The following is an 11,813-nucleotide window of genomic DNA, read 5'->3' as shown; positions in this document are numbered from 1 at the left end:
CCGAACCCGACCCCCTGCCTCGGCCGGCCCCCGCCGCCGGCTCGTAGGGAAGATCGGACTCGGGATCGGATCCGGTGGTGTGTCCGGCGGCGGATTCGGGGCCGGGTCCCGCGCCGGATTCGGCGGCGCTGCCCGGCCACTCCGTACGACGCGTCACGGTCTAGCTCTTGGCCGCCGCCGTCTTGGCCGGCTTGGCCTTGCCGGCCGCAGCGGACACCGGCTTCGCCGCACCGTCGGCCGGAGCCGCGGCAGTTCCGGCCGCGTCCGCTCCGGGCTCGGCGGGCGCCGCGTCGGGCCGCACACCGACGCCCAGCTTCTCCAGGATCTTCTTCTCGATCTCGTTGGCGAGATCGGGGTTGTCCTTGAGGAAGTTGCGGGCGTTCTCCTTGCCCTGGCCGAGCTGGTCGCCCTCGTACGTGTACCAGGCACCGGCCTTGCGTACGAAGCCGTTGTCCACGCCCATGTCGATCAGACCGCCCTCGCGGCTGATGCCCTGGCCGTAGAGGATGTCGAACTCGGCCTGCTTGAACGGCGGCGCGACCTTGTTCTTGACGACCTTGACGCGGGTGCGGTTACCGACGGCGTCGGTGCCGTCCTTGAGCGTCTCGATCCGTCGGATGTCGAGGCGCACCGAGGCGTAGAACTTGAGCGCGCGGCCACCGGTGGTGGTCTCCGGCGAGCCGAACATCACACCGATCTTCTCGCGGAGCTGGTTGATGAAGATCGCGGTGGTCTTGGACTGGTTGAGCGCGCTGGTGATCTTCCGGAGCGCCTGGCTCATCAGACGGGCCTGCAGACCCACGTGCGAGTCACCCATCTCGCCCTCGATCTCCGCACGGGGCACCAGGGCCGCGACGGAGTCGATGACGATCAGGTCGAGGGCGCCCGAGCGGATCAGCATGTCCACGATCTCGAGAGCCTGCTCACCGTTGTCCGGCTGGGACAGGATGAGGTTGTCGATGTCGACACCGAGCTTCTTCGCGTACTCGGGGTCGAGGGCGTGTTCGGCATCGATGAAGGCCACCGTGCCGCCGAGCTTCTGCGCGTTCGCCACGGCGTGCAGCGTCAGCGTCGTCTTACCGGAGGACTCCGGTCCGTACACCTCCACCACACGGCCGCGCGGCAGACCGCCGACGCCGAGCGCGACGTCGAGCGCCGTCGAACCGGTGGGAATCACTTCGATGGGCTCGTTCGGCCGCTCGCCGAGGCGCATCACCGCGCCCTTGCCGAATTGCCGTTCAATCTGTGCGAGTGCGGCGTCCAGCGCCTTCTCGCGGTCGTTTCCTGCCATGGGTTCCACCCGATTTGCTTGAGTCGATCGCTTCACGTCTCAGACGCTAACCCCTGCCACTGACAATGGGCCTCGACGTCCTCCCGGCCTGTGGACAACTCCACGGTCGAGCCCGGCAAAACCCGGCCGGAATCCCATGAGAACGGATGTTCGATTTTGGTGTCAAGCGCACCGTGTCACATCGGCTCGCCCCCAGGATAGTGCCCCCGTATCGGGCATTGAGGGAGCCAACGCCATGCATCCGACATCACGCTCAAAGCTGGCGTTTTAGGGGCGCCATCGACCGGCGGCGTCTCCGCTCCTCATCGGGAACCGCGCTCTCAGGGGCGGGGCTGCCGTCCCTGCGGCACCTCGTCCGACCCCTGCCCGCCATCGCCCTCCGGGGCATGCCAGAGCCGGCGCAGCCGCATCGACAGCGGTTCGCCGCGCTGCCACGGGTGCTGGCCCTGCACCCGCGGGTCGTCCGTGACGTCGTACCGCTTCACATAGGCGCCGAGGAAGGCCTGCAGCGTGGCCACGGCGGGGATGGCGATCAGCGCGCCGACGGCGCCCATCAGCGCCGTACCCGCGATCACCGAGCCGAAGGCAACCGCCGGGTGGATGTCCACGGTCCTGGAGGTCAGCTTGGGCTGCAGCACATAGTTCTCGAACTGCTGGTACACCACGACGAACCCGAGGACCCAGAGGGCGTACCAGGGGTCGACGGTGAAGGCGATCAGCATCGGCAGGGCGCCCGCCAGGTAGGTGCCGATCGTGGGGATGAACTGCGACACGAGCCCGACCCAGACCGCGAGCGCCGGCGCGTACGGCACCCCGAGAGCCGCCAGCAGGATGTAGTGCGCGATCCCGGAGATGAGCGCCATCAGGCCGCGCGAGTAGAGATAGCCGCCGGTCTTGGCGACCGCGATCTCCCAGGCCCGCAGCACCTCGGCCTGGCGGGAGGGCGGGAGAACGGAACACAGCCCGCGGCGCAGCCTGGGCCCGTCGGCAGCGAAGTAGAAGGAGAACAGGAAGATCGTCAGCAGCCGGAACAGGCCACCGAGAACGGTGGTCGACACGTCGAGCACACCGGTCGCACTGTTCTGGACGTACTTCTGCAACCAGTCGGAGTGCAGCAGGCTGTCCTGCACCTCGACCCGGGAGAGCTCCGTGTGGAAGCTCTGGTTGACCCAGTTGATCACCGAGTCGAGATACTTCGGGAAGTCCTCCACCATGTCGACGATCTGGCCCGCGAGCATCGAGCCGAGCAGTACGACGAAGCCCGCACTGGCGATCGCCACGGCGAGGAAGACCAGGAAGGTGGCGAGGCCCCGGCGCATACCGGAGGCCGACATACGGCTCACAGCGGGCTCGATGGCGAGCGCCAGGAAGAAGGCGATCAGCACATTGATCAACAGCCCGATGAGCTGGTCGAACGCCCAGCTCCCGAGCCGGAAACAGGCGTAGAGCGCAAGGGCCAGCACCATCGCACGAGGCAGCCAGGCGGGCATGCGGACCTGCCCGGTGCCGGACGGCGGGGCCGGCGGGACGGGCGCGGTGGGGGGCGGCTGGGTCTGAGCGGTCTCGTCTGTCGGTGCCACGCATCCAGTCTCGCCTACGGCTGCGACACGCTGTCGCGCACCCCGGGCAACCGCCACCCGGCGCAGGGCTCTGAGCTGTGCGTCAGCGCTTGTCCGCGGGGATGCCCACTGCCGTGCAGACTCCGCGCCAGACGTCCTTGGCGTCCCAGCCGGCGGCCAGCGCCTGATGCACCGTGCGCCCGCCGAGCTCGGCCATCACATGGTCGCGCGCGAAGGAGTCGGCGTAGCCCGCGCCGAAGTGGTCCGCCATCCGTTCCCAGAAAATCGTCAACCGCATGCCCTCAGTATCCCGCTCCTGAGAGTGCAGCCGGGCCGCCTGCCCTTGCCGGGAGCACATACCGGCCTACGGTCGGTCCATGGCTGGAACTGGAGAAAGTCCCCTCAACCGTGCCGAGCAGTTCATCTGGCTCACGGCCCGTGTCCTCGAGCAGCGGCGGTTCGCCCATCACTTCCTGAAAGGAAGTGCGGATGCCGTGGAAACGGCGCTCGCCGCCTACCTCAATGAGGACGGCGGATACGGTCACGCGCTCGAACCCGATCTGCGGGGCCCCGTCAGTCAGCCGCTGCACACGGCCCACGCGCTGAGCGTCCTCGACTCCATCGGCCGCTGCAACGGGCTCCGGGTGGAGCGGATCTGCCGTTTCCTTACGGATGTGTCCACAAAGGAGGGGGCGCTGCCCGCACTCCTTCCCTCGCAGCGCGGCTATCCGGCCGCGCCGTTCATTCCGATCGTCGACGACCCGCCGGCCGAGCTGCTGGCCACCGGGCCCGTGGTCGGGCTGCTGCACCGCAACGCGGTGTGGCATGCCTGGCTGTTCCGGGCCACCGACTTCTGCTGGGCGGCCGTCGATGCCCTTCAGGTGTCGCATCCGTACGAGATCGAGGCGGCCGTCGCCTTTCTCGACGGAGCCCCGGACCGGTCGCGGGCCGAGGCCGCCGCCGATCGCCTGGGGCGCCTGGTGCGCGAACAGCGGCTCGCCGTGCTGGATCCGGAGCAGCGCGCGGAGTACCCGGTGGCGGCCGGCTACGCGCCCGGCGAGCAGCACTTCCCGTACGACTACGCCCGCGCCCCGGAGTCGCTCGCCCGCCGGTGGTTCACCGACGCGGAGATGGATCTGTCGCTGGACCACCTGGCGGCCGGCCAGGAGGCGGACGGCGGCTGGCCGGTGACCTGGCGGCAATGGGCACCGGGGACCGCGCTGGAGGGGCGGCCCCTGGTGACCCTCAGGGCGTTACAGACGTTGCGCGCGCACGGGCGCGGCCTCGGCTGACCCGGGCCGCCCCAGCCCTCGTGTGGTCAGCCGAGGGCGCGCACTGCGGCGGTGACGACCACGGCAGCGCACACCACCACGAGGAAGGGGGCGCGCAGGACGAGCGCGAGCGCTGCCGCGGCGAGACCCGCGCCCCTGGCGTCCAGTACCAGCTGGTGTCCGTCACCGAAGGTCTGCTGCGCGGTCAGGGCGGCCAGAAGTGCCACCGGAAGCAGCGCGGCGAGGCGCTGCACGAGGGGGCGTTCCAGGGCTCCGGCGGGCACCAGAAGGCCGAGGAGCTTGGCGAGGTAGCAGCCGACGGTGGTGAGCGCGATGGCGATCCAGACGTTCATCGGCCGCCCTCCGGCGTGATCGTGCCCGAATCCTTGGCGTTCTCGGGCCCCGGGCCCTTGTCGCGTCCCTTCATGAAGAGGACGACGGGCGCCGCGAGCGCGGACACCAGTACGGGCACCCCGGCGGGCAGTACCGGCAGCAGGCCGAGGGCGAGGACGACCGCGAGCCCGGCGGTGACGCGCTCCGTCGTGGTCTTCAGCATCGGCGCGAGCAGGGCGAGGAAGACGGCGGGACTGGCCGCGTCCAGCCCCCAGGCGTCGGTGTCGCCGAGCGCCTCGGCACCCAGGGCGCCGACCAGGGTGGTGAGGTTCCACAGCACGTAGAGCGTGAGCCCGGTGACGGTGAAGCCGATCCGGGCGGCCCGCCGGGTGGGCTGGGGCAGCGTCACGGCTGTCGTCTCGTCGATCACCCAGTGGGCGGCGAAGGGGCGCACGGCGCGCGGGAGGACGAGCAACTGCGACAGCCGCAGGCCGTAGAACGAGTTGCGTACGCCGAGGAAGAAGGCGCCGGCTGCCGCGGTGTACGGATTGCCGCCCGCGGCGAGGGCGCCCACCAGGGCGAACTGGGAGGCGCCGGTGAAGACGAGGAGGCTGAGCGCGCAGGTCTGCAGCAGGCTCAGTCCGGAGCCGGCCGAGGTGACGCCGAAGGCGAAGCCGGAGAGTCCGACGGCGATGCCGACGCCGAGCGCGTCACGTACGACGGCCGCGTCCGGCTTGGCCCCGGCGGTGATCACACTGCCGCCGGCCGCTTCGCCGGCTCTCTGAGGTGCTGTCTGTTCTGCCACGTCCGGAACGCTACCCGGGCAGCTCAGGGCCGGTCTTGTACGTTCTTGCACGTTCGCGCTGGTAGGCGCCCGGTGGCACGCCCACGATCCGGGTGAAGTGGCGGTTGAGATGCGGCTGGTCGGTGAAGCCGACCTCGGCTGCCGCCACCGCGGGAGGCGTGCCCGCGTCGAGCATCCGGCGCGCACGGCGGACCCGGGCGTCGGTGAGCCAGGTGTGCGGCGGCATTCCGTACTGCTTCTTGAAGGCTCTCAGCAACGCGAACGGGCTTGTGCCCAGTTCGGTGGCCAGGGCCTCCAGCGTGGGCGGCCCGGCCATCCTGCTCTCCAGTATGGCACGGGCACGCTCCGCGTCCCGCGCGCCCGCCGCCCGGGGCTCGAAGGTGGGAAGCGCGCTGCCGTGCCGGGTGAGCAGGCGCGTGACCATGACCCGCAGCACGCTGTCCGCGGCGAGTGCGTTGCCCTCCTCCGCCGCGCGGTGGACCTCGCCGATCAGCCGGGCCGCGTACGGATCGACCACGCCGGTCTCCGTGAAGCCGACCGTGCCGCGCAGGCTCGTCGTATCGGCCGCGATGTCGTTGATCACCTGTGCGGACGGGTAGAGCGTGGCGTACACCCACCCCTCGGGCACACCGGCGCGGGCGGTGTGCGGCACCTCAGGGTTGATCATGACGACGGTGCCGGGACCCGCGTGGACGGTGCCGCCGGGCAGCCCGACGTCCTCGACCCCGTGGCTGATGGTGCCGAACACATAGCCCTCGTGGCTGTGGCGCGGGAAGGTGTGACGGACGTAGCGGGCCCGCAGCAGGTCGAGATCGGGCAGCTCCGCGTACTGCCAGTGCCTCGCCCACTCCCCCGGTCCCGCGGTTCCCGCCATACCCGGATTCTCGCAGCTCGCGACGGGGTTACCGACCCTGGCCACGCCGCCCGCGAAAACGGCCGGAGCGCGTGGCCCGGCCCGGTCGCACGGCGGCGTCGCGGCCGTTGTCAGTGGCGGGGTGCACGATGGGGAACATGACCGGCTCCGCACTCGATTCGTTCTCCTCCGCGACCCGCAGCTGGTTCACGGGCGCCTTCAGCGCCCCGACGGCCGCGCAGGAAGGCGCCTGGCGGGCGATCGGCGCCGGGTCGGACGTGCTGGTCGTCGCGCCGACCGGATCGGGCAAGACCCTGGCCGCCTTCCTCGCCGCCCTGGACCAGCTGACGGCGGTCCCGCCGCCCGCCGAGGCGAAGAAGCGCTGCCGGGTGCTGTACGTATCGCCCCTCAAGGCCCTCGCGGTCGATGTGGAGCGCAATCTCCGCTCCCCGCTCACCGGCATCCGCCAGGAGTCGGTGCGCCTGGGACTGCCCGAGCCCGAGGTGCGCGTGGGGATCCGCTCGGGCGACACCCCGCCCGCCGAGCGCCGGTCGATGGCGACCAGGCCGCCGGACATCCTGATCACCACACCCGAGTCCCTGTTCCTGATGCTGACCTCCTCGGCCCGGGAGGCTCTGGCCGGGATCGAGACGGTGATCCTGGACGAGGTGCATGCCGTCGCGGGCACCAAGCGCGGCGCCCATCTCGCCCTGTCGCTGGAGCGTCTCGACGAACTGCTGCCGCGGCCGGCCCGCCGGATCGGCCTGTCCGCCACGGTCCGTCCGGTCGACGAAGTGGCGCGGTTCCTCTCCCCGCAGCGCAGGGTCGAGATCGTCCAGCCGCCGTCCACCAAGCAGTTCGATCTGTCGGTGGTCGTGCCGGTCGAGGATCTGGGCGAGCTCGGCGGCTCCCCCGCCGCCGGCCCGGACACCGCGGGCCAGGCGGACAAGCCGTCGATCTGGCCGCATGTGGAGGAGCGGATCGCCGATCTCGTCCAGGCGCACCGCTCCACCATCGTCTTCGCCAACTCCCGCCGTCTCGCCGAGCGGCTCTGCAACCGGCTCAATGAGATCGCGTACGAGCGGGCCACCGGCGAGACGATGCCGGAGGCCCACTCACCCGCCGAGATCATGGCCGAGTCGGGTGCCGCGAAGGGGGCGCCCGCTCTGCTCGCGCGGGCGCACCACGGATCGGTCTCCAAGGAGCAGCGCGCCCAGGTCGAGGAGGACCTCAAGGCGGGCAGACTGCCCGCGGTGGTCGCCACCTCCAGCCTGGAGCTGGGCATCGACATGGGCGCGGTCGACCTGGTGATCCAGGTCGAGTCACCGCCGTCGGTCGCCTCCGGGCTGCAGCGGGTCGGCCGTGCCGGACACCAGGTGGGCGCGGTGTCCACCGGGGTCGTCTTCCCGAAGTACCGCGGTGATCTGGTGCAGGCGGCGGTGGTCACCGAGCGGATGCGCGAGGGTTCCATCGAAGCGCTGCGGATCCCGTCCAATCCGCTGGACGTGCTGGCCCAGCAGCTGGTCGCGATGGTCGCTCTGGACAGCTGGCAGGTGGACGACCTGCTGGCCGTGACCCGCCGGGCCGCCCCTTTCGCCTCGCTTCCCGAGTCGGCGTTCACCGCCGTGCTCGACATGCTGGCCGGCCGCTACCCGTCCGACGCCTTCGCCGAACTGCGTCCGCGCGTGGTCTGGGACCGCGTCGCGGGTACGGTCACGGGCCGTCCCGGCGCCCAGCGGCTCGCCGTCACCTCCGGTGGCACCATCCCCGACCGCGGACTGTTCGGGGTCTTCCTGGCGGGCGCCGACCCCAAGAAGGGCGGCGGCCGGGTCGGTGAGCTGGACGAGGAGATGGTGTACGAGTCCCGGGTCGGCGATGTCTTCACGCTGGGCACCACGTCCTGGCGGATCGAGGACATCACCCGCGACCGGGTGCTGGTGTCGCCCGCGCCCGGCGTCCCCGGCCGGCTGCCGTTCTGGAAGGGTGACCAGCTGGGCCGCCCGCTGGAGCTGGGCCGCGCTCTGGGAGCCTTCCTCCGCGAGCTCGGCGGGCTGTCCCCCCAGGACGCGCGGCAACGGCTGCTGGCCGCGGGCCTGGACACCTGGGCCGTGGACAACGTGCTGTCGTACATCGGCGAGCAGCGCCGGGCCTGTGGTCACGTACCGGACGACCGGACGATCCTCGTCGAGCGTTTCCGCGACGAGCTGGGCGACTGGCGCGTCGTCGTGCACTCACCGTTCGGTGCCCAGGTGCACGCCCCGTGGGCGCTCGCGCTCAGCGCCCGCCTCGCCGAGCGGTACGGCATGGACGCCCAGGTCATGCACGCCGACGACGGCATCGTCCTCAGGCTGCCCGACGCCGACATGATGGGCCTGGACCTCCTCGACTTCGACCCGGTGGACCAGGAGCGGGCCTCCGACTCCGGCGGCGGGGCACCGGCCCCACTGTCGAACGCCCCCCGGGACGGCGACCAGCCCCCCGTCGGCGCCGCCGATGTGGCCTTCGACCAGGGCGAGATCGGACAGATCGTCACCGACCAGGTCGGCGGTTCCGCCCTGTTCGCCTCCCGGTTCCGGGAGTGCGCGGCCCGGGCGCTGCTGCTCCCGCGGCGCAGCCCCGGCAAGCGCACACCGCTGTGGCAGCAGCGGCAGCGGGCCGCCCAGCTCCTCCAGGTCGCCTCCGAGTTCGGCTCCTTCCCCATCGTTCTCGAAGCGGTGCGCGAATGCCTCCAGGACGTGTTCGACGTCCCGGGACTCACGGAAGTGATGGGCGATCTGGAAGCACGCCGGATCCGTCTGGTCGAGGTGACGACCCAGGAGCCCTCACCGTTCGCGCGCTCGCTCCTGTTCGGCTACGTCGCGCAGTTCCTGTACGAGGGCGACTCCCCCCTCGCCGAGCGGCGGGCCGCCGCGCTCTCCCTCGACTCCCACCTCCTGGCCGAGCTGCTGGGCCAGGCGGAGCTGCGCGAGCTGCTCGACGCCGACGTCCTGACCGAACTGGAGCGGGAGCTCCAGTGGCTGACCGAGGACCGCCGGATCAAGGACATCGAAGGCGTCGCCGATCTGCTGCGGGTCCTCGGGCCGCTCACCACCGCGGAACTGACCGAGCGCGGGGCCGAACCACCGTGGGCACAGGAGCTGTCATCGGCCCGCCGGGCCATCCGGGTCCGGATCGGCGGCGGCGAGCACTGGGCGGCGATCGAGGACGCCGGACGGCTGCGCGACGCACTGGGCACGGCGCTCCCGGTCGGCGTGCCGGAGGCGTTCACCGAACCGGTGAAGGACCCGCTCGGCGACCTCCTCGCCCGCTACGCCCGTACGCACGGCCCGTTCACCTCCACCGCGGCCGCCGCCCGCTTCGGTCTCGGCACCGCGGTCACCGACGGAGCGCTGCAACGGCTGGCGGCCTCCGGCCGGATCGTCCAGGGGGAGTTCCATCCCGCCGGCATCGGCCAGGAGTGGTGCGACGCCACGGTGCTGCGGCGGCTGCGGCGCCGCTCGCTCGCCGCGCTCCGGCATGAGCTGGAGCCGGTCCCGCCCGCCGCCCTCGCGGGCTTCCTGCCCCAGTGGCAGCATCTCGGCGGCAACAGCCTGCGCGGAATCGACGGACTGGCCCGTGCCATCGAGCAGTTGCAGGGCGCTCCCGTCCCCGCGTCGGCGCTGGAGAAGCTGGTCCTGCCCGGCCGTGTCACCGGTTACTCCCCCGCGCTCCTCGATGAACTCACCACTACCGGCGAGGTCGTGTGGGCGGGTGCGGGCGCGCTCCCCGGCAAGGACGGCTGGCTCTCCCTCTACCTGGCCGACAGCGCGCCCCTGCTCCTGGCTCCCCCGCGCCCGCTCGAACTCAGCGCACTGCACGAATCCGTACTCACCGCTCTGACCGGCGGATACGGACTCTTCTTCCGCCAGATCGCCGATCAGGTCCGGGCCACCACTCACCCGGACTGCACCGACCCACACCTCGCGGACGCTCTCTGGGACCTCACCTGGTCGGGCCGGCTCACCAACGACACCCTCGCACCGCTGCGTTCACTCCTCGGCTCCGGTCGCACCGCCGGATCGACCGCGCACCGCGCCAGACGGAACGTCCCGCGCGGCCGTTACGGCTCGCTGACGGCCGCGGCCCGTCCGGCCTCGCGCACCGGCCCGCCCACGGTGTCGGGCCGCTGGTCCCTGCTGCCCGCCGCCGAGCCCGATCCCACGCACCGGGCCCACGCCCTGGCCCGCACCCTCCTGGACCGGCACGGTGTGGTGACCCGCGGCGCGGTCCAGGCCGAGGGAGTCGAGGGCGGTTTCTCCGCCGCGTACCGCGTGCTGTCGGTCTTCGAGGACAACGGTCAGGCGCGCCGCGGCTATGTCGTGGAGGGGCTGGGGGCCGCACAGTTCGCGATGGACGGCGCGGTCGACCGGCTCCGCGCGGCCTCCACCGCCCGCGACCGCAAGGAGCCGGGCGCGGCCCCTCAGGCCCTGGTCCTCGCCGCGGCCGACCCGGCCAATGCCTACGGTGCTGCGCTGCCCTGGCCCGAGCCACCGGACGGGGCCGGGCACAAACCAGGCCGCAAGGCGGGCTCCCTGGTGGTCCTGGTCGACGGCGAACTGACGCTGTACATGGAGCGCGGCGGGAAGACGCTACTGGCCTGGCCGGCCGACCCGGAGGATCCCGCGCTCCGGGCGGCCGCGGCAGCCCTGGCCGCAGCCGCCCGCGCCGGAGCCCTGGGCACGGTGACGGTCGAGCGCACCAACGGCGCCTCGGCACTGACCTCACCGCTGGGCCGCACGCTGGAGTCGGCCGGTTTCCTCGCCACCCCGAGAGGCCTCCGCCTGCGCGCCTGACCACGCCCGCCCGCACGCCCCCGAACCCGCTGCCACACGGACGCCACCCGCAGGACCTCGTCCGTACCGCGCATCGCGCGCATCATGGAGCCATGCCCGAAGGAGACACCGTCCTGCAGACCGCCAGGCGTCTGCACCACGCGCTCGCAGGTCAGGTGCTCACCAGGTCCGACCTGCGCGTCCCCCGGTTCGCCACCGCCGACCTCACCGGCCGGACCGTGCTCGACGCCATCTCGCGCGGCAAGCATCTGCTGACCCGTTTCGAGGGCGGCCTGACCCTCCACAGCCATCTGCGGATGGACGGCGCCTGGCGGATCTACGGCCCTGACGAGCGCTGGCGCGGCGGCCCCGCACACCAGATCCGCGCCGTGCTCGCCAACACCGCGCACACGGCCGTCGGTTACCGCCTCCCCGTCCTCGAACTCCTGCGCACCGCGGACGAGGAGAAGGCGGTCGGCCACCTCGGCCCGGACCTCCTGGGTCCCGACTGGGACGCCGCCACCGCGCTGCGTAATCTGCTCACCGACCCCGCCCGCCCGCTCGGCGAGGCTCTCCTGGACCAGCGCAACCTGGCCGGCATCGGCAACATCTACAAGGCCGAGCTGTGCTTCCTGGCCCGTGCCACGCCCTGGCTCCCCATCGGTGAACTGCCTGCCGCCACGGCTGCCCTTCTGGTGAGCACCGCCCACCAACTCCTCGAAGCCAACCGCGACCGCCCGGTGCGCACCACCACCACCGGCGCACGCCCCCGCACCACCGCGGGGCAGCCGTACCGCACCGGCCGCCGGAGCGAGAACCTCTGGGTCTACGGCAGAACCCACCGCCCCTGCCTCCGCTGCGGAACGCCGATCCGCACGGCGGAGCAGGAC

General features: G+C 71.9%; 9 protein-coding genes. 3 read left to right on the top strand and 6 right to left on the bottom strand.

The window, feature by feature from the left end; all coding sequences use genetic code 11:
- Positions 1 to 160: 160 nt before the first annotated feature.
- From recA to J1C73_RS10635, 3 genes are all read right to left on the bottom strand, one after another.
- Positions 161 to 1,291: a recombinase RecA gene (recA, locus tag J1C73_RS10645; RefSeq protein WP_123462723.1), complete on the bottom strand. Its 1,131-nt coding sequence runs from the start codon at positions 1,289 to 1,291 to the stop codon at positions 161 to 163.
- A gap of 320 nt (positions 1,292 to 1,611) precedes the next feature.
- Positions 1,612 to 2,781 carry an AI-2E family transporter gene (locus J1C73_RS10640; protein WP_123466120.1) on the bottom strand — a complete coding sequence of 390 codons (1,170 nt, stop codon included), beginning with the start codon at positions 2,779 to 2,781 and terminating at the stop codon, positions 1,612 to 1,614.
- 172 nt (positions 2,782 to 2,953) lie between these two features.
- Positions 2,954 to 3,148: a DUF3046 domain-containing protein gene (locus tag J1C73_RS10635; protein ID WP_207316129.1), complete on the bottom strand. Its 195-nt coding sequence runs from the start codon at positions 3,146 to 3,148 to the stop codon at positions 2,954 to 2,956.
- Positions 3,149 to 3,227: 79 nt separating this feature from the next.
- Between J1C73_RS10635 and J1C73_RS10630 the strand changes: the two genes are divergently transcribed.
- The gene (locus J1C73_RS10630; RefSeq protein WP_207316128.1) at positions 3,228 to 4,142 is read left to right on the top strand and encodes a hypothetical protein; all 915 of its coding nucleotides are present in this window, start codon (positions 3,228 to 3,230) and stop codon (positions 4,140 to 4,142) included.
- A 26-nt stretch (positions 4,143 to 4,168) separates the two neighbouring features.
- On the opposite strand, the gene J1C73_RS10625 is transcribed toward J1C73_RS10630, so the two are convergent.
- From J1C73_RS10625 to J1C73_RS10615, 3 genes are read right to left on the bottom strand one after another with little or no spacing between them, the layout of a single operon-like run.
- Positions 4,169 to 4,474, bottom strand: a complete 306-nt coding sequence (locus J1C73_RS10625; protein WP_207316127.1) for an AzlD domain-containing protein — start codon at positions 4,472 to 4,474, stop codon at positions 4,169 to 4,171.
- Entirely contained in the window at positions 4,471 to 5,259 is a 789-nt protein-coding gene (locus J1C73_RS10620) for an AzlC family ABC transporter permease (RefSeq protein ID WP_207316126.1), read from the bottom strand. Before J1C73_RS10620 ends, J1C73_RS10625 begins: the two co-directional genes overlap by 4 nt.
- Positions 5,260 to 5,269: 10 nt before the next feature.
- Positions 5,270 to 6,133, bottom strand: a complete 864-nt coding sequence (locus J1C73_RS10615) for a helix-turn-helix domain-containing protein (RefSeq protein WP_207316125.1) — start codon at positions 6,131 to 6,133, stop codon at positions 5,270 to 5,272.
- Between the two features lie 137 nt (positions 6,134 to 6,270).
- Between J1C73_RS10615 and J1C73_RS10610 the strand changes: the two genes are divergently transcribed.
- Together J1C73_RS10610 and J1C73_RS10605 are read left to right on the top strand one after the other, a co-directional pair.
- Positions 6,271 to 10,944, top strand: a complete 4,674-nt coding sequence (locus tag J1C73_RS10610; RefSeq protein ID WP_207316124.1) for an Lhr family helicase — start codon at positions 6,271 to 6,273, stop codon at positions 10,942 to 10,944.
- A gap of 92 nt (positions 10,945 to 11,036) precedes the next feature.
- Positions 11,037 to 11,813: Fpg/Nei family DNA glycosylase (locus tag J1C73_RS10605; RefSeq protein ID WP_207316123.1), on the top strand; the 777-nt coding region annotated here is incomplete at its 3' end.

Source organism: Streptomyces laculatispora, assembly GCF_017353455.1.
GTDB lineage: Bacteria > Actinomycetota > Actinomycetes > Streptomycetales > Streptomycetaceae > Streptomyces > Streptomyces laculatispora.
Note: the sequence above shows the minus strand (reverse complement) of the source record. Positions and strands in the feature narration are given on the sequence as shown.